The following is a 19,237-nucleotide window of genomic DNA, read 5'->3' on the forward strand; positions in this document are numbered from 1 at the left end:
AAAAAGTTCAATTATTAAAAGCTACTCTGGTAGTGCTTAAAGAAAATAGCCCTTCATGTGGTAGTTCAATGATTTACGATGGTCAATTTAATGGGAATAAGATCTATGGCAATGGAGTTACCTCCGCTTTGCTTAAACGTCATAATATAAAAGTCATTTCAGAAGAAACTTTTTGGCAACTTTTACCCTAGTTCCTCCGCTTTTATTTAAAATCTTCATGCAACTCCAACCACGCCCCCCTTTGCAATATCAAGTCTCTTCGGTATTTAGAGATATAGTGAGGTAATAATCTAAGAAGCATATCCATTACTTCCACATCAGTTAAAAAGTAGTGGTTCAATTTTATGCTGTAATTCTTTAACAATTTTAGCAAGCTGATCATGTAAAACTAACCAACATTGCTCATGACCTTGCCCAATATATTCATCTATTATGAGTTGCAAAATGTCTTGATCTATCTGACTTAAGAATTCTAAAAACCATGTCGCAGCAACATCCTTGGCAACTATTGTTTTATGATCTAATGTATAAGCTATACGGCATAGCGCTAAAATTTGATTACATTCATCCTGATCGTCTTTCCAATGAGCAATAATTTGTGGATAAGTTTTTTGCATGGCAAATATTAATTGTTCATAGCTAATTGGATTTAACCAATCGCAAATATCAGGTCCAAAGATAGTAATGTTATGTAATTGGGCAGTTTTAAGTAAAATACTAATATCTGGATCAGATTGACTATAAAGTAATTCACCTTTGAGTAATTCTTCTCTCAACCACTCGCCATATTGTAGCTGATATGTATATGGATGATTTTTATTGGTAATACTCCCTTTTTCTAATATCGTAATTTCTAAGGCACGCGCTGTAGCATGACCAATCGGAACAGATATATTTAGAAAATTCTGCGCTAATTGTTTTCTTTCCTGATCGGTAATTTCACGTTCAATAATAACTAAAATATCAAGATCACTTTTATGTTTTAAACCACCATCAACATACGAACCATATAAATAAATAGCATAAAGCTTATCTTTAAAATTTTTTTGTAAAAGCTGTTTTACACTTTCAACTTGGCGACACTCTTCATCATTTAAGCTTTGCATATGATTTTTAATTTAAAAAAATAAGTAATGAATTCATAGAGCATTATACAGAATAAGTGTAAATAATTTAATCAATTAGTAAATAACATACTATTTTTACAATATATTTACTTTCAATATAGAGTTTAATACATAAAACTCTATCAATCAAAAAAAGCTTGAAACAACATCTGAATAGTAAGAGTCATTTCCTCCTCACTTAGAGATGGATCCGGAAATTTGAACAACTCCTATAAGTGATACTCTGCTCCTCAAATGATGTTATAAACATCAATATATGGAGTATTTTATGGCACGTAGACCAAGAAGAAATCATTCAAACGACTTTAAGGCTAAGGTAGCACTTGCTGCGATCAAAGCAGAAAAAACACTTACTGAATTGAGTTCTGAGTTTGATGTTCATCAAAACCAAATTATTGACTGGAAAAATCAATTGATCTCAGCTTCCTCACAAGCTTTCGATCAATCAAAAGCTCCATCAGAACCTCCCATTGATCTTAAAAAGTTACATGCAAAAATCGGTGAGCAGGCATTAGAAATTGATTTTTTAGAAGGTGTGTTGAAGAAACTGGGCCGCTTCAACCACAAAAGTTAATCGATCACTCACTTCAGATTTCAGTATCTAAACAAGCTAAGTTACTGAAAGTCTCTCGTGGTTGTTATTATTATCGCCCAAAACCTGTTAGCTCATCAGATCTGAAGCTGATGCGATGTATTGATGAATTACATATGCAATATCCTTTTGCAGGCAGTCGTATGATGCGTGATTTGTTGAATCGTCAAGGGCATCATATAGGACGACGTCATACACGTACTTTAATGAAGAAAATGGGTATTCAGGCGTTATATTGCAAACCAAATTTAAGCCAGGCTAATCAAGCTCACCGTAAATATCCATATCTGCTCAAAGGATTGGCTATTCAGCGCAGTAATCAAGTGTGGTCTACGGATATAACGTATATCCCTATGGCAAAAGGCTTTGTTTATTTATGTGCTGTGATTGATTGGCATAGCCGCAAGGTACTTGCGCATAGGGTATCGATTAGTATGGAGGTGGATTTTTGTATTTCGGCTTTAAATGAAGCGATTGAAAAATATGGATCACCTGAAATATTGAATACAGACCAAGGCAGTCAGTTCACCAGTGATGCATTTATTGATGTATTGAAATCAAATGGCATTCAAATCAGTATGGATGGTAAAGGTCGATGGGTAGATAATGTGATGGTTGAACGATTATGGCGGAGCGTTAAATATGAAGAGGTGTATCTCAAAGCTTATAGCAGTGTCACAGATGCGAAAAAGCAATTGAGTGCATATTTTGAGTTTTATAATCTGAAACGACCTCATTCGAGTCTAGACAAAATGACACCAAATGAGTTTTACTATGATCAGCTACCCCAACAAAACAAGGTGGCTTAACTAGAGCGGAATATCACTTATAAATACGCTTTTAGTTGTTCAAACAAGTGGAACCACCTCTGTTTGTAATGATATTTTATAAAATTCAATATTAGATCTGCAGAGAAAAACTTATCAAACTAAGTATTGGCTAGTCTTTTTCTTCGAAAAACTTATCAAACGAAGTATTAAGTTAATCTTTTTCTTCAACTTCTTCCTTAAACTCAAACAAATCATTCATCGTACAGTTAAAGTACTTACACAACTTATCGGCGACTGGTAATTCAATACGTACAGCACGGTCATAATACATACTTGTGAGCGTGTTGCGATTGATACCTGTTGCATGCACCACTTCACTTAATTTTAAAATTTTTCTATCGCCCATGAGGCTAGATAACTTACAAGTAATCATATTTAAATTAATTTACAAAAAATAACTTGCTGTGGGTTATTTGAAGTTGTTGACTGAGTAATACTTTGCTAAAATTAACCTACAGCAGGTTATTACAACTTATAGAAAGTATATTTTATCCATTTCAACTAAATTATAACTTTTTAAATATAAGGATTGAACCTGCATTAGATTATTTTGTGGAGATGACCGCCGTGTTACCAAATGAGTTATTGATCAGCCAGCAAGCTCGTGACTTAGGAAATCAATTAATTAAAGAAATGAACATCAATAGAAGTTATGGAATGGCTAATTTTCTTGGAGTAAATACTTGCTATGATAATCATCAGGCTGTACTTATTTGGACATTTCAACTGCTTGAAAGGGAACCTGCCTTAAATGAATTAGCAGAAATTAAAAAATATTTTCTTTTAATCTTTCCAGATAGTGTTTATCAATTAGCCTAAGTTGTTTTTAAAATTAATTTATTAAATAAAAAGCACTAAATCAAAGAAAGCTTTATTTAAAAATACCTATTAATTCAAAAACATACCATTTACTGAATATATGAAGCATAGGTTCCTGCTCTATCACTCACTCGTACTAAAATTACATCGCTCTTTTTACTGATACTAAACAATTTATGTCCACGCCACGTTCTGCGGCTTCGAGGGCTAGTTTTTGTTGAACCACTGAGAACAAGGACAACAAACTGCCTACTATATTTTCCCGGAGAGTGGTGTAGGAACTTTTTCATTATTGCTAATCATATCAGCGACAACATCAGCAACGAGCTCCTCTATTCCTGAGAATGCTTTAGACTGATCCGCATCAAGCCAAGACAATGATGGAAACTCAGCACATCATTCGTTTAAGACCTATTTTAATGACGGCACTGGTCGCAAGTTTAGGTTTTATTCCAATGGCGTTAAACACTGGAATTGGTGCAGAAGTACAACGACCACTAGCAACAGTTGTTATCGGCGGTATTGTATCTTCTACAATTTTAACTTTGTTTGTATTGCCTATTTTATATCAATGGGCGCATGGCTCTGAGAGTAGCAAACAGCAATCCGACGAAATTTAAAATCAAAAAAAGCAGCTTAATTACTAGGTTATGCCTAATTAAGCTGCTTTTAATATTGTATGCCCAACATTTTATTGATAAAGCTTACTGCGCTTCATCCCGACAATTTTCATTTAAAAACTCAAACTCTATCGTTGTATGCGATAAATGATAGGAAGATAATTTAGCTGCAACTTCTTGTTTAAGCCTAATTAATTCTTTAACGTCAAAGTTGTCACTCAGCTCAAGGTGCGCTGTTAAAACGTGACTTTCACCATCTAGTGACCAAAAGTGCATGTGGTGGATACCATTAACTTCAGGAAATTCCATTAGTGATAGTTTAATACGCTTTTGAGTCTCTTTATCGGGTGCAGCTTGAAGAAATAAAACGAGTGTTGATTTCAGGTTTTTGAAAACATTAAACAAGATGAACAGCGTGAACCCTATTGATAAAAGGGGATCTAATATCGGCAGTTCAGCGAACAACAGTACGATAGAGACTATAAGAACGGCAACCCATCCAAGTACATCTTCAAGAAGGTGCCATGTCAGCACTTTCTCATTTAATGTTTCACCCGCTTTTAATTTTAATACAGCATATCCGTTAACGGCAACGCCGAGTATCGCTAGCCCTAACATCCCCTCGACTACAGGCATTTCAGGATTGGACAGCTTTGGAATTGCTTCAAATAAAATCCAAATTGAGCCAATGATTAAAACAATACTGTTTATCAATGCGCCAAAGAGAGTAAGTCTACGATAACCATAACTAAACTTATCTGATGCTTCTTTATCTGAAAAACGACTTAAAATCCACGCAAAACCTATTGAAAGACTATCACCAAGATCGTGAACTGCATCTGCCATTATCGCCGTACTGTTAGTGAGCCAACCACCTATAAATTCGATAATAGTGAATGTCACATTAAGGAAAAATGCCCAACCAATACGGTCATCTTTACCATGTTGATGACTATGATTATGGTTGTGCATTTTGTACCTCTAGTACTTTTCTATTTCTTAGTTTTGATACATTCATATTAATCAAGTGACGTATCAAGCGTTGATATATCCAGCGTTTGAACCCCGACAAGTTAGTCCCTTTTTCGAAATAGAACTCATCAGGGGAATCATAAAGCCCAAAGTCATCATGAATACCTTCTTTTTGAATATAGGTATTTTCTCCACGCCAATCTGTATCTGGTGATGAAAAGCACTTTGTTGCAACACCATAACCACAAAAATCATCTTTTACAAACTGATAAGCGGCACCAATTTTGTTGAAGTTATCCAAGTTTTTCCACCTACGTTGATCGATCAAGGATTGGATATCTTTGTGTTCAAAATTAACGATATTCGTATTGTTTAAATATTTCTCAGTCATTTTTTATATATCCTTTTCGTTGCATACTTATACTATAGACTCTATAGTAACTATAGAGTCAAATGTCTGGGGGAAATTGATGAAAATAGGCGAATTGTCAAAAAAATCGGGCTGTTCAATACAAACGATTAGATATTATGAAAGAGAAGGATTACTGTTAAATCCAAATCGTTCAGAAGGTAATTTCAGGCTGTATGATAGCAAAGCACTTAAACAATTGGAATTCGTAAAGCATTGTCGCAGCCTAGATATATCACTCAATGATATTAAACGTCTTATCGAATTAAAAAATAAGCCAGAAGAAAGCTGCTCTAGCGTTAATGCATTAATTGATCAGCAACTTGCACTAGTGAATAAACGCATGAAAGAATTAAGGGCGCTTAAAGCTGAATTACAACAAATGGCTAGTGCTTGTGGTTCGAACAACCCAACATACTCATTATATTCTGCTGACCATGTAACACGGCAAGTATATTGTTTACTATCCATTTGAAACCCCATAATGTTTTAAGTCTATGTATAAAAGTACGATTTTCACTTAGCAGTACTTAAATAATCACCCCACCACTGCATCATTTCAGTCCGCTGGGCTAAATAGTCAGCGTGATTATAGCTGGCACGGGTACGGTTCTTATCAATATGTGAAAGTTGTGCCTCAATCCAGTTATCCTGGAACAAACCTGAGTCATTCAAAATGGTACTAAAAGTGGAACGTAGTCCATGAGAGGATAATTGATGTTTTCCATAGCCCATCTTACGTATAGCCATATTTAATGTATTAAAATGAATCGGTTGATTATGTTTCCGTGGGCTAGCAAAAATGTACTTTTCACCGTATGACCATTGCATGACGTCTTTTAAAATATCTAAAGCCTGATCTGAAAGTGGAACTAAGAAGTCGGGAATCTCATGGCCTAATATGACTTTTCGTCGAAACTGTTTAATATGCAAGGCAGGTATTTTCCAGACTTTTTCATTTAAATCAAAATGATGAGGCTCAGCCAATAACAATTCAGCCCCTCGCACGCCAGTATGTAATTTGAACAGCAGTGCTTTTTTAATAATCGGATGGGCATCCAATTTTTGTAATTTATACTTAAAATCAGATATATCCTCCGCTTTCAAATACGGATAATTTTTCTTGATTTTACTGTTAATGGCGATTTTATTTAAACCATGCGCGATGTTGAATTCACAATAACCCATCGCTACAGCGTAGTCATAAATTTGGTTCAAATAACTACAAGCTTTCTTGACAGGTTCTTTTACTTGGCGTCCCTCTATTTTTTTGATTACTGAAACCAGGTCATAACGCTTGATGTTTTGAAAAGGTAGATCCTGAAGGTCTGGATAAATATCTTGCTGTAAGCATCTTTCTGCTAACTGTAGTACACCACAGCGGGGTAGATCGTTGAAGGCATTTTTCAGTTTGAACTGTAACCACTCCTCCCCGACCTTACCAAAGGTGATGACATTAGAGGCAGTATCTTGTTCAAAACAGAAATCATTGTCTTTAAAGTCATCTCTGACTTGTCGTGCCTTTTTCAGCGATAAATCAGGATAACGACCTAACTGAATGCGTCGACGTTTTTTAGTTTGTGGATCTGTATAGCGATAGCACCAAGATTTTCTTCCACTCGGCTCAATCTTCAGGCTAAGCCCATCTTCATCGGATAAAAAACTGGTTTTTTCCTTACAATGAGCTTGGCGAACTTTAATTTCAGTAAGACTCATGGAATTTAAATGAAACCTAACAATGGGTTGATTGGATCAATTATATCAAAATAGAACGCTTTATGTATGATGCGTACACTACGCATCATATATATTTGTAATATATTGTTTTATATATTTAATATTTTAAGTATTTGTATTTTAGTAACCATTATAAGTACCACCTCTTCTTTAAGTTCCCAACAACTCACTTTTTCTGTCATCAATGTTAAATAAGTCTTGTGCTTTAAATTCTTAGATGACCTCCTCTACCCTTTATTATCATTTTTATAAAAGTAACTATATGTACTCATTAAAATTTGTAGAGCTCAAAAACAAAAAAGACCGCTATATAGCAGTCTTTTAACTTAATTAAATAATAATTAATTCATTTTCATCATAAGTGCATAAGCATCACGTTTGTTTTGACGCAATGATTCTATCTCGGACTTCGTCAGCTGTTTTACGAGAGTAATTAACTATAACTAAAAATATAGACAAATATTTGCATAAGTTCTCATTTTGTCTATGTCGATTCAGTAGTGGCAAGGTGGGTATTTATTAGAGATTTAAATGATTATCTTTTGTATTTTAGGTGAGTGTCTTGGTATATTAGCATCCATATCTATTGATTATCCAATCCCTTAACCTAGGCATGACTTTGTGAAATTAACACGCATCCACCATTGTAAAAACTTGAATGTGCAAAAGTACAAACAGCTTGAGAAACAAGCTGTTTTACTTGGTCGTATTCGTAGCGAGGTGTGGGCTAAATATGGTGCTATTTCAGGTTTGAATATCAGTGACAGAGCTATTCGTGATGCGTGGATGAAAGAAAGTCGTGACTTTGGTGTTTCTGCAAATGCGTGGAAAGAAACGCTTTATGCTTCATTTTTTGAATGGTTTTTTTTAAAAAAATCAATTATTTATTATGAATAAATAGTTTTTATACACTGAGTAGAAAAAATTTTTAATTTCTAGTAGAAAACTCTATGAATTATTTGCTTTTTATTTTTTTCTACACAATAAGAAAGAGTGCATGTGCACTCTTTCTTATTTTCTAGTTTTACTTTATAGAATTTCTATAATTAGTTTATTTAATTCATCTTTAGCTTTTGAGCTATTCATCTCAGTAACTGATTTACTTTCAATAATTGCATCTCTGAATTGCTTTCTTTCAAATAGAACTGTTTTTAACAGTTTAAATTGATCAAAGTCTTTGATGAAATCAATTGCATCTGGTAGTTCATTCGATCGTGGTGATGCACGATTAATAAGAACATAAGCATCTAAATCACTATTTATTTTTCTTGCAGTTGCAATCTTATCTTGCATGTATTCAAGAACATCTAAATCCAATAATGATGGTTGAGTTGGAACTATTAGTGTATTTGCAACTAACAGTGCTTCACGAAAAATTGTAGAGTCTCGACCTGCTACATCAATAAGAATGTAATCATATTTACTATCGATTTCTTCTAGTTTGGTGAGTAGTTCTGAATGAACACCAATGCATTCTATATCATTGCGCTGTTTAGCCCATTTAGATGCTGATTGTTGCTCATCAGCATCAATCAGAATGCTTTTACCTTTATTATTTAATGCAACTGCTAAATTTGTCGCAAGTGTAGTTTTTCCAACGCCACCTTTTCTATTTGCTATACATATAATTTTCGCCATTATATTACTCCAGATACATTTATAATTAGCCTTAATATTAGTTGTATTTTTAAACCTAAATATAGACTTATTTTTTTTCCTTTTTAGGCTTAATTGAATTAAGTTGATTTGTCATAATTTGATTAAAATCCTCTTTACCTAGAACTTTTTTACATTGATCTAAAATTGTTTGTCTAATAAAAGTAGCCATTGAAATATCTTGTTCTTGCCCTAATTTTTTTACTGCTTCTTCGATTACAGTAAGTTCTTCGACAAAAAGAGGGGTTGTAAGATTTCTGCCATGTTTTGTTCGAACTCGTTTTGCAACAGGGAGTGTATTTTTCTCGATAGTAATTACACTTTGATTACGAGTAACAATATTCATTTTAGAAGGTTGTTCGATGTTTTCTTTAACATCAGAGTTCACATCATTATGAGTGAATTCTGTATTTTGTCTGGCTGCTTTAAAGCGATTAGTCATATAATTACTCAATTTATGTTTTAAATATCATTAATTATAAACCTATTTTTACAACCAATAATACAACTAAAGTTAAATTTATTAATAGCTGTTATGTTAATTGTAAAAATGAATTAAAAAAGCCCTTTCAAATAGAAAGGGCTTTTTTGCTTAAATATCTAATTTGGGTAAAGTCTTCACAATTTTCATTGTTTCCAAACTTACTGTGATGACCCGTAAAAACAACTCTAATGGATATTTAGCATCACCCATAGTTTCAATTGCCCAATCATTCGCATCATTCACAATGCCACTGTCTTTGTGCGTAGAAACGCCTTGACGCTCCATAACCCATTCAAGTGCAGACTTACCATTCACAACGTAGTCATACGCTTCTAAAGGGATTTCACGGATAGTAATGGCATTGTTATAGACCACCGTATCCTTTTGGTCTTTTTTAGGGAATTTCATCTTAGTTACATAGAAATCTTTATCTTCTAATTGCTTTAATGATTTACCGCCTAAATCCAATTTGGCTTTGTATGGCTCTACCGTTTCATAGTTTAAATGCCAATGTGCCAAATCACGCCCTGCTTTAGAGAAAGCCCAGAAATCGTCAGATTTTTTCACACATGGGATACGTGGTAACTCTTTAGTCAAGTTGTCTGCATAACGAGTACGATAATCTTCACTGTGCAATAAGCCATACACATAGTAGAAAATATCTTCCTTGCTAATCGTTTCAGTCGGATAAGCATCTTGGAAATGCTTTAGCCCTTCATCGCTAATTGCATCTTTACGAGTGTATTGACCATCTGATGTGTTAATTTCAGCATGGCTAAATAGGTCATCAGCCTTATTTTCTGTTGATGTTTCTTCATAAAGGTAAAGTGGGAAGCATTGACCATTTGCATGCAATTGAACATCAGGAATTACATCTGTAATAACACTTGAAAATTCTTTGCTTATTCCTAATCCAGTTAAATTTATTATTAAATTAGATAGTTTTTGAGTAGGTAGAATTTTAGGGATTTGCAGCATCCTTTCTACTAAATCTTTTGAAAAATATAGTGATTGTTTTGTAAATGGTCTATAGAGTGCTACACGTACATATTCAGCATCAATATGTAGAAGCTGCTTTTTAATAAATCTATTTTCAAGATTAGTTGTCCAGCTAATTTGACTAGAATCTCGGTTTGTAATAGATGTTTTAACAAGTTCTGAATTAAAGTTATTTGCCAAGTATTTTAAACTCGTTATAAGTTTGGTCTTACTAGAATTATACATCCAAGCATCACGATTAGTTTTTAAACCTCCTGAATATCCAGTAAAAAGAACATTCCTTACTTCTTTCTTATTTCCAATAGAAATAAACTCACCGAAACTATCGTCACGTTGATTGAGCCAATCATTGTGTTGGTCAGGCGTAATTGTCGTCCAACCATCAACTGCCGTAATGCCATTGATACTTACTAAGTCAGAAATCTTCTCTAATTTTTCCTCACGACTTAGATAATCACCGATGTCATGAAAATAGATTTGACCATGTTGTTTTGTATTTGGATTCTTCACCAATACCGCAATCAAAATTGGAGTTCGAGTGCCTTGACCAAAAACATTATCCTTTTCTTTACGTCTTTGTTCGCCTGATGTTCTTGCATTGCCTCTTAAATGGAAGAAATATAAAGAGCTAAATTCATCTGCTAAACATTTGCGTAACCCATCGGCTGAATTTGAATCGATATAACCACCATTGGTCACAAAACCAATCACACCACAGTCTTTAATACGATCACTCGCCCAACGAATTGCACGAATATATGAATCATAAAGAGAATTTTTTAGTGTAGCAGTTGTATGTTTTGCATAAGTTTCTTCAATGCGACTATCTAAAAAAGGATATTTCACATTGGCGTTATTATCATTGCCTGATTCTTGACCCGCAGAATAAGGAGGATTACCAACAATAACCGTTATATCGAGGTTCTTCTGGCGTTTACGTCTTGCACTGTTATCTACCAAAACCTTACTGACTAAATCCTCTTTTTCGTACATTTCAAAGGTGTCGGTTAAACAAATCCCTTCAAATGGGGTGTATTCCATTTCAGGATTGATGGTTTTCATTTGATCGTGATACACGGTTTCAATGTTGATTGAAGCAATGTAATACGCCAATAAAACGATCTCATTGGCATGGATTTCATTTTTGTACTTGTAGGTTAAACGATCCGCAGGGATTAAACCTGATTGAAGCAAACGGTTGATGAACGTACCTGTACCTGTAAAAGGATCAAGAACATGCACATTGTCATCAGCAAAGGTTTTACCAAATTCACTTTTTAGCACATCATTTACACTATGGATAATGAAATCCACGACTTCAACAGGTGTATAAACAATCCCTAGTTTCTCGGTCATACGTGGGAAGGCATTTTTAAAGAATGAATCGTATAGCGTTAAAATAATGCTTTGTTTACCTTCGGCAGTATTAATGCCTTCTGCTCGCATACGGACTGATTCATAGAAGGAATTAAGCGTATCCGCTTCTTTTTCTAAGTGATGCTCATTAAGGGCATCAAGTACCTTTTGCATTGCCAAGCTCATTGGGTTGTGTTCAGCAAAGCTATGGTCTTTAAAGAGTGCATCAAATACAGGTTTAGTAATTAAATGCTGTGCCAACATTTCAATGATTTCAGCATCAGATACGCTATTGTTTAAGTCATCACGTAGTTCATGTGCAAATTCATTGAATGCTGCAATTTCATTTGTATTAGCAGGATTCTCAAGAATGGCTTGAATACGGTCAATATGTGTTTTGGCAATTTTTGCGACATCACTTGCCCAATCTTCCCAATGATGACGATTACCACATTTTTTTACGATCTTGGCATATAAAGCACGTTCAATTTCACCGACTTCAAATTCCATTTCTGTTTGCTGTGGCATTGGTGAAACAGCTTGCCCAATAGATGATCCACCTCTAGCTTGGGCTTTTGCCTTGCGCTTTTTCCCTTCACTTAAACCCGATTGACCAGATGTTTCATTTCCATCAGTCGGTTGTGGTTTTGCTTTTTTAGTCTTTTTAACAACTTTATCTGCAATGGCAACGACTTCCATACGGGATACATCTTTGCCATTAAACTCAAGTTTGTTAATCATTGCATCAAAGCGGTCATCATGTGCGCGTAGGGCATTTAATACTTGCCACACTACACGATAGGCTTCGTTATTATTTAATGCTTGTTCAGGCTCTACACCCGCAGGGATAACGACAGGTAAAATTACGTAGCCCAATTCTTTGTTTGGAGCTTTACGCATGACACGGCCAACAGACTGAACTACATCTACTTGTGAGTTACGAGGCGTAAGGAAAAGCACTGCATCAAGTGATGGAACGTCAACACCTTCTGATAAACAGCGTACATTCGATAAAATACGGCATGTGTTTTCAGGTGCTTGTTCTTTTAACCAAGTGATTTTTTCTTTCTTTTCTGTTGCATTCATACCACCATCAACATGTTTCACTTGGCAGTTCAGTTTCAATGATGGATCAATGTATGGGTCTTCTTCTACTTGATACAAATGGTCCATTTCTGCTTGTTGGTAGGCTTCAACAACAGCACTAAACATTTCAGTAATTTGTTTTGAACTTACCTTATGTTTTTTACCTTTGTATTCTTTTTCAATGACCTGACAGAAAGCAACTGCACGTTCCATTGGCTTTGCAACTGTACCATCTGGATTATATAAACCTTGTTTAGCTAGTGCTTTCCAACAGCCAACAATTTTTGCAGCATCATCAACTTTTAGAGAATTATTTTCATCTTTTAATAAGCCCTGTAATTGGCGGTTAATATGGCTTTCTTCAACAGCAAGTACAATTACTTTGTAGTCGCATAGAATCCCCATTTTTACTGCTTGCGAGAATGTGATGACATATAAATCTTCACCGTAAAGTGATTTATCATCCATTGAACACAGTGTAACACCCTCAGTTTCTTTGGCTGTATCACCATAAATACGAGGGGTAGCAGTCATATACAGACGTTTTTTTCCTTGTACATAATCATTGTTATGAATACGCACAAATTTGGACTCATCGTCACCCTCAAATGTTGCACCTGTGGTCCGGTGAGCCTCATCACAAATGATTAAATCAAATTCAGGAAATCCTGCTTTTTGTGCTTCTGCAATAACATCAATAGAGTGATAGGTAGAGAACACTACATTCATGTCCTCATTGGCTTCATTAGGCTTGAATAAATCTCTTGCCTTAAATGCCTTAACTAAACTTTGGGGGTTAGTTGTAGCAGGGAATTTTAAGTCACTAATCCCGACTACAATATTGTCATCATCTTTTTTCTTACCCACATCACTATCAGAACACACTGCAAAGCTACGAATACCAATCATGGTATCTTGCGTCCACTCATCTAGCGTTTGACTTAGTAATGCAAGGCTTGGCACAAGGAATAAGACATTTTTGCCACGCCCTGCTAATTCTTCTGCAATACGCAACGAAGTAAAAGTTTTACCAGTACCACATGCCATGATCAGCTTGCCACGATCAGCAGTTGTTAAAGCATGCTTTACTGCATTTAATGCAGGACGTTGGTGTTGACGTAGTTGTTTTTTATCACGAAAAACTGGTTTCACATTTGGATCGAAATCAAATTGAGACCAATCAATCAAACTTCCTTCTAAATCAAGAAGCGATATAGTCGCAACTGGAGGGTGTGCATCAACTAATGATGATTTGGCATTGTCTGTCCAATCATCCGTTGAGGCTACGATATAGCGATACGCAAAATATGATTTACCCGACCCACCCAAAAAGCTATCAATGTCTTTTTTTTGAATTTTTGTAGTGTTGTAATTTTTACATTGAATTGGATGAAAATCACCTTCAATAGTTACCGCTACGAGATCAATACCATAATCTCGTTTATCAGTAATATTTAATTTTTCACCATACTTTTCGACCCAATCGGAATAAGATAAAACTTCTGTATAAAGTTCAGCATACTTTGGTTCATTTAAGAAATATTGAACCATCAAGTTTTCAAATGAAGTTCCTTTATCTCGTTGTGTTACTGATACATCCTGAATTTTTTCTAAAAGCTGTGTTAACGCTGTCACTTTAATAACCCTAAAATATAATTGACAATTCAATGGAAATAATTAAAAAAATAAATCATTTTTAGTTGTAAAAATACAACTAAAAATGATTTTAAATTTAAACTTTTAATTAGCTGTATTTTCCTTTTGACTTCTGTTCTTCTTGCAACCGCATAGACCTGAAATCGCAGTGAGAATTAGCGTAAGGACAAGAAGAACATCCTTTACAGAAATCAAAAGGCTCTTTGATATGATCAATAGTTGCTCCAAGTTCTTCTATTACTTGGTTGATTGCGTAATCATTAAATTGCATTACCTTCAATCTTTTTCCGTAAAAAGTAGTTCGACCTAAATCAACATTATCTAGTAAACCTAAAGTTCTCAATTGACGACCAATCCATTCGGGACGTTGCCACTCTGGTATTTGATTAGTCATGTTTGCACCAAAGTTATCATCTAAAAGAGTACGTAACTCCATTATTAGTTGAGTAACTGTAAAGCGGTGAAAACCATCTTTAATAATGTTTTTAACAGCCTCTTTTAGTACCTCAACAGGTTCATTACTTTCAAAAACAACAGTTCGTTGTTTAGATAAAGCTATTTCCAACTCTTTGCAACATTCTTCTGAAATCATTGAACCGATCACACGCAAAGGAAGTGCAATCTCATCAAATCGACCTGTTTTTTCATCGTGAGTTTGAGCAATTTTTTCAATCTTTTGACAATTTTCAAAAGCCCAAGCATGTAGTTCTTGACGTAAATTTTCAATTCTAGTGAAATCGGAAGCATTCATTTTCTTGATTGTTCCTTTCTCGCTATCAGGCATGTAAAGTGTTTGGATTCGCAACATACGTGTGCTTAAGATGTCATCTGCACCTGACGTATTGCTAAGTAACTTAATGCCAAAAAAGTTCAGCCTTTCGGTTTTCATCGTTTTTACATCAGTCCAAACTTTCTCTGCTGTATGCTTGTTATATGAAACTTTTAGGGCTTGAACTAAGTCACTAAATTGGCTTTCTTTACCGCCTTTACTTGCCACCCCCTCAAGATCATCAAATACAACAAAACCTCTAGCAGCATCAATGTGTCGTGCTGCTGTAGCTGCTGAAACTTGCCCAATTACCGAACCATTGCAAGAGAGTTTCGACATGATAATACCTGTTTGGGATTTACCTGTACCTGCTTGACCATTTAGGAAAATCAACGGTACAGATTCAAAAATATTTTGAACGTAAGTCGCAAGAACAGTTAAAGATAAGATGGTGTAATCTTCTTTGACAGGAAGCCAAACTGACTTTTTTAGAAAATTATAAATATCATCAAAAATGGATTTAATATCTCTTATTTTCAATTTTCCATTTATGTATGCATCAATGTGATTCCATTTCCAAGTACCATAGTCATTGGCTTTAGGCTCACTACGTATAAGAGTTCCATCAGTCAATCGAATGACACGCTCTGAATCAGGTGTTCCTTTCGGTGCAGGGGATTTAATTGCCTTATGAACGGTTTTATCAGATCGAACAACGACAGTTTCATAACGCTCAGAAACAAAGCTACTACCGTATTCATCTTCTTCCTGTTTTCGTACTAACGTCTGAATAGGGTAATACATGAATCCATTTAGGTATGCACCATTTATATCAACAGGAGCAACATTAAATCTACCTACACTAAGTTCTTCATTAGAACTAGCTTTTTCCAACCTAATAGAAAATAGTGGAGCATTCTGAATGTGATTAATAAATTCAGTTTTTCCGGGGTTAGCTTTGAAAAAATCAGTCCAATCAGCTCCCCATTCAGATTCATCTTTTAAAACTCCATCTACACTATATTTAGGTTTTGCAAAATGTGGAGGTACTTTCAAGCGGAATGCATCACGACCAATAAATGGCATAAGTTTTTCAGCCATAACATCACCAGCACTATCGTGATCATGTGCAAGATATATAGTTTCAAATCTAGTCCAAAAACTTTCATTTTTCATGGCATCTGGAATGGCAGAACCATGTGTGCTAGTACAAACTAATATTTTGTCTAATAAATTAAAATCTTTGAGATTTTGCCAAATTACCCATGCATCTTTTACACCCTCACAAATAAAAATTGCATCTTGCGAAGTATAAGCATGGGTAAAATATGGTTGTGCTGATCCTTTCATCCAACCGTTTTTATCTATTGGATTTTGGGTTAGATCAGAAATATTGTAATAACCATTAGAGCTTAGGAAGTCACCATTACAGCAACGAATAGGATAGACAAGAGCATCTGCACTAACTACTCCATCCTTATTTTTGTATGGTGTACTTAATCCAAGTCTGAACTCTTTAATCGTTTCTGCTGTTAAAGATCGACCATAAAGATATGCTAAAGCAACCTCATTTTTTGCAAGGCGTTGTTCCAACTTTTTAGACCATGAAACATTCAATTTCTTTGGAAGAATAGTATTTTTACTATCAGGTTCTTTTACTTTTAATTGTGGTTTTACAAATTTTAAGTTTTTTCTTTCTTCTACAGATAACCCAAGAAAAGAAGAAGCTATTTTAGCTGCTTCAAGAACGTCTACTGAATAAAGTGCAGCAAGTGCATCTAAAGGGCTGTAATGCTTATCACCATTAAAATCGTGAAATAAACCTTTTTTTGCACCACTTAAGGTAATTTTAAAAGACCCATCTTTACTTGATTTAGTGTTATAAACATCACCAACAACCCAATAAATCCCTTGCTTTTTCCCATTCGACCAAAAGTGGCTACAAATAGTGTCAACACTTTGAATAAGACGATTATTAATATCCTCAAAATCATATTTATAAGAATTCATTACGCTGCCTCCACGCTAATAATTTTGCCCCATTCAGCAAAGGCATCATATGGTGACAAATGACCGTAACTTTCCCTTATAGTTTCTTCGGAATCTAGTAACAAAAAAGCAGCGTAAGCGAAAGAACCTTTAAATTTTTTCAAAAAGGTTGTGGCAACAATTGCTCTAAAAGCATGAATATTAATGCCACCTATACGTAAGTTTTTATCATCATATTGATAAGTGAATTGTTTAATCATTCTGTTAAGTGATCCAGTATCAATTTTAGAAGAATGCTGACTCACTAAAAAATAATCACTTTGTTCTCCTTTTAATAATAAAGGTCTAGCTTCATTAATATAATCTGTAATCGCTTGTGTAAATTGAGGCAAAATTACAAGGCTAAATACATCAGGAATATTTTTCTGCTTGAAATTCTTAAATTGTGATTTTGGAATAGATAAGACATAACTTTTTTTATTGTCGTCAAAATATATACACTCATCATCCTGATGATAACCTATCTTCATATTAACCCAATTTCTTACTCGTAAAGGACAACAGAGAAGACATGAAACAATGCATATATTTCGGATGAGTGTTGCAGAATGACTAGATAATTCTTTACTGTCTAATACTGAATTCAAGTCCAATTTGGCATTTTTTAAAATATCCAAGATATACATAGATGGATTTTCTAACTCTAAAACGTTCCGATTTAGCAACTTATGAGAATTTTTGCTTTGCTTAACATACGATTTGACTTGCGACTGTAATTTTTTAAACCTATCTTGATTATCCTTACTTACTTGTAAAAGCTGATCCTTAGATAAGTTATAACGAGTAGAAAAAACCTCATCAGCAAATTCAACAAAAAAAGGGGAATTAGAAAACCATAAAGCTGCAAAAGAAGACAGATAGTTATACATGTGACTAGGAATAAATTGATCCTTATTGATTAAATGATTAAGAATCTTCTCACTAATTTCAGCTTGTGTGACTGTATAAAGAGATAACTCGTCAGCTTTAAGGAGTTTTAAGTCTAAAGCATACCTACTAATACGAATAATATGGCTAATGAGAACCTCAAAGGATGGGATACTTTGTTCTGGATTTAAAACACAAAGCTCCTTTATTAATGTAGCATTCATAATTGTTTTATATTTCTGTTTCGTTTTATTATTCTGTAATCTGACAGTCCATTTTTCATTGCGTTTTTTATTAATAATTGCAGATGTTTTATACTCTGCATAAAGTTTCAACTCTTTTCTAAAAGTGGAGTTAATTAATAAAATATCAAAAGAATCTGCTCGAACTCCAATTCTGCTAAGTTTTTCTTTTTTAATCTCACTAATATTAATTAGATCAATTAAGTAACCTTTGGGTGCGCCTGAAAGTTTTTCAATCGCTTTTGCTATACAAATAGGTTTATGTTGTTTTCCTAAATAAAAATCAGGTTTTATATCTATATTATCATTAACCCAAATAGGCATCTTTTTACGATAAAAATTCATTCTAAGGCTAAAAGAAGTCACATAATTACCTCCACATATATCATTAATTTGCGCCATAAAATATTTATAAGCACGATCAGTACTAATATTGGGATAACTAAGAGAAATAATCTCTTTCGCAGCTTCAATACACAGGAGAAAACGATCTAAAACGTTTAATTTTTCATCAAACTTCTTGCTATGTAAAGGCAACCAATGCTTTGTTTTATAATATCCCCATACTTCATAAAGTATGAAATTCATTGCTCGTCTTGATGAATTAACAGTTGTAATAGATTTATTATTAGCTAACTCTTTATAAAAAGAATCAAGTATTGTAATTATTTCTGGATCATTAAGAATGTCGAAAATATTGGCATCATCTGAAATAAATTGACATAGCAGTCTACAAGTTCGTTGGGAAAAGTCTTTAAGATGCAGGATCGAATTTTCTGATAGATTTGAGAGAACACGATCAGCATGAAAGCAAACATTCTTATGTAATTCAAAAAGACTATTTTGATTAATTATCTGTTTTTCAGTTAATTGACGCATAACAAACCCCTATGTTAGTTAGGTAATTTGAAACGAGTCTATAAATATGAGAGAATAATCTTATCTAGCGACTGCATTGTTAGATGAG

General features: G+C 34.3%; 15 protein-coding genes and 2 pseudogenes. 6 read left to right on the forward strand and 11 right to left on the reverse strand.

Annotation, left to right across the window (positions count from 1 at the left end; translation table 11 throughout):
• Positions 1 to 191: DUF523 domain-containing protein (locus tag G0029_RS17195; protein WP_194087888.1), on the forward strand; the 191-nt coding region annotated here is incomplete at its 5' end.
• Positions 192 to 317: 126 nt separating this feature from the next.
• Here G0029_RS17195 and G0029_RS17200 read toward each other — a convergent pair.
• A complete protein-coding gene (locus tag G0029_RS17200) occupies positions 318 to 1,106 on the reverse strand; it encodes an aminoglycoside adenylyltransferase domain-containing protein (RefSeq protein ID WP_038350081.1) in 789 nt (262 codons plus the stop codon).
• A gap of 277 nt (positions 1,107 to 1,383) precedes the next feature.
• Here G0029_RS17200 and G0029_RS17205 point away from each other — a divergent pair.
• Positions 1,384 to 2,528 (forward strand): IS3 family transposase gene (locus tag G0029_RS17205; RefSeq protein WP_180110181.1). Its coding sequence is split into 2 segments (ribosomal slippage): positions 1,384 to 1,648 and positions 1,648 to 2,528, totalling 1,146 coding nucleotides; the frame shifts between segments, so codons are not numbered across the junction.
• Positions 2,529 to 2,700: 172 nt separating this feature from the next.
• Here the strand turns inward: G0029_RS17205 and G0029_RS17210 are convergent.
• Positions 2,701 to 2,922: a helix-turn-helix domain-containing protein gene (locus G0029_RS17210; RefSeq protein WP_004658364.1), complete on the reverse strand. Its 222-nt coding sequence runs from the start codon at positions 2,920 to 2,922 to the stop codon at positions 2,701 to 2,703.
• A gap of 194 nt (positions 2,923 to 3,116) precedes the next feature.
• Between G0029_RS17210 and G0029_RS17215 the strand changes: the two genes are divergently transcribed.
• Positions 3,117 to 3,368, forward strand: a complete 252-nt coding sequence (locus G0029_RS17215) for a hypothetical protein (protein WP_004658363.1) — start codon at positions 3,117 to 3,119, stop codon at positions 3,366 to 3,368.
• 252 nt (positions 3,369 to 3,620) lie between these two features.
• On the opposite strand, the pseudogene G0029_RS17220 reads toward G0029_RS17215, so the two are convergent.
• A pseudogene (locus G0029_RS17220) lies at positions 3,621 to 3,764 on the reverse strand (antitoxin HicB); the annotation flags it as partial.
• On the opposite strand from G0029_RS17220, the pseudogene G0029_RS17225 reads away from it, so the two are divergent.
• A pseudogene (locus G0029_RS17225) lies at positions 3,764 to 3,988 on the forward strand (efflux RND transporter permease subunit); the annotation flags it as partial. The pseudogenes G0029_RS17220 and G0029_RS17225 sit on opposite strands and share 1 nt — an antisense overlap.
• A gap of 84 nt (positions 3,989 to 4,072) precedes the next feature.
• Here the strand turns inward: G0029_RS17225 and G0029_RS17230 are convergent.
• Both G0029_RS17230 and G0029_RS17235 read right to left on the reverse strand, forming a co-directional pair.
• Positions 4,073 to 4,960, reverse strand: coding sequence for a cation diffusion facilitator family transporter (locus tag G0029_RS17230; RefSeq protein WP_127800877.1), 888 nt, complete (start codon positions 4,958 to 4,960; stop codon positions 4,073 to 4,075).
• The gene (locus G0029_RS17235) at positions 4,947 to 5,351 is read right to left on the reverse strand and encodes a hypothetical protein (protein ID WP_180004480.1); all 405 of its coding nucleotides are present in this window, start codon (positions 5,349 to 5,351) and stop codon (positions 4,947 to 4,949) included. Before G0029_RS17235 ends, G0029_RS17230 begins: the two co-directional genes overlap by 14 nt.
• A 79-nt stretch (positions 5,352 to 5,430) precedes the next feature.
• Here G0029_RS17235 and G0029_RS17240 point away from each other — a divergent pair, with 79 nt between their 5' ends.
• Entirely contained in the window at positions 5,431 to 5,844 is a 414-nt protein-coding gene (locus G0029_RS17240; RefSeq protein ID WP_005245163.1) for a Cd(II)/Pb(II)-responsive transcriptional regulator, read from the forward strand.
• A gap of 41 nt (positions 5,845 to 5,885) precedes the next feature.
• Here G0029_RS17240 and G0029_RS17245 read toward each other — a convergent pair whose 3' ends face one another.
• Complete coding sequence (locus G0029_RS17245) at positions 5,886 to 7,085, reverse strand: tyrosine-type recombinase/integrase (RefSeq protein WP_005245164.1); 1,200 nt, start codon at positions 7,083 to 7,085, stop codon at positions 5,886 to 5,888.
• Positions 7,086 to 7,727: 642 nt separating this feature from the next.
• Between G0029_RS17245 and G0029_RS17250 the strand changes: the two genes are divergently transcribed.
• Positions 7,728 to 8,003 carry a hypothetical protein gene (locus tag G0029_RS17250; RefSeq protein ID WP_227591948.1) on the forward strand — a complete coding sequence of 92 codons (276 nt, stop codon included), beginning with the start codon at positions 7,728 to 7,730 and terminating at the stop codon, positions 8,001 to 8,003.
• A 132-nt stretch (positions 8,004 to 8,135) separates the two neighbouring features.
• Here G0029_RS17250 and G0029_RS17255 read toward each other — a convergent pair whose 3' ends face one another.
• The 5 genes from G0029_RS17255 to G0029_RS17275 all read right to left on the reverse strand — a co-directional run bounded on the left by G0029_RS17255 (position 8,136) and on the right by G0029_RS17275 (position 19,149).
• Positions 8,136 to 8,744 carry a ParA family protein gene (locus tag G0029_RS17255; RefSeq protein WP_180110182.1) on the reverse strand — a complete coding sequence of 203 codons (609 nt, stop codon included), beginning with the start codon at positions 8,742 to 8,744 and terminating at the stop codon, positions 8,136 to 8,138.
• Positions 8,745 to 8,811: 67 nt separating this feature from the next.
• Positions 8,812 to 9,204, reverse strand: a complete 393-nt coding sequence (locus G0029_RS17260; protein WP_180110183.1) for a hypothetical protein — start codon at positions 9,202 to 9,204, stop codon at positions 8,812 to 8,814.
• A gap of 150 nt (positions 9,205 to 9,354) precedes the next feature.
• Positions 9,355 to 14,322, reverse strand: a complete 4,968-nt coding sequence (locus G0029_RS17265; RefSeq protein ID WP_180110184.1) for a DEAD/DEAH box helicase — start codon at positions 14,320 to 14,322, stop codon at positions 9,355 to 9,357.
• Positions 14,323 to 14,431: 109 nt separating this feature from the next.
• On the reverse strand, positions 14,432 to 17,122 hold the full coding sequence (locus G0029_RS17270) for a hypothetical protein (RefSeq protein ID WP_106986720.1): 2,691 nt from the start codon (positions 17,120 to 17,122) through the stop codon (positions 14,432 to 14,434).
• Positions 17,122 to 19,149, reverse strand: a complete 2,028-nt coding sequence (locus G0029_RS17275; RefSeq protein ID WP_180110185.1) for a hypothetical protein — start codon at positions 19,147 to 19,149, stop codon at positions 17,122 to 17,124. The genes G0029_RS17270 and G0029_RS17275 overlap by 1 nt, the downstream gene beginning before the upstream one ends.
• Positions 19,150 to 19,237 lie beyond the last annotated feature (88 nt).

This window comes from Acinetobacter sp. YH12138 (genome assembly GCF_015218525.1).
Classification (GTDB): domain Bacteria; phylum Pseudomonadota; class Gammaproteobacteria; order Pseudomonadales; family Moraxellaceae; genus Acinetobacter; species Acinetobacter amyesii.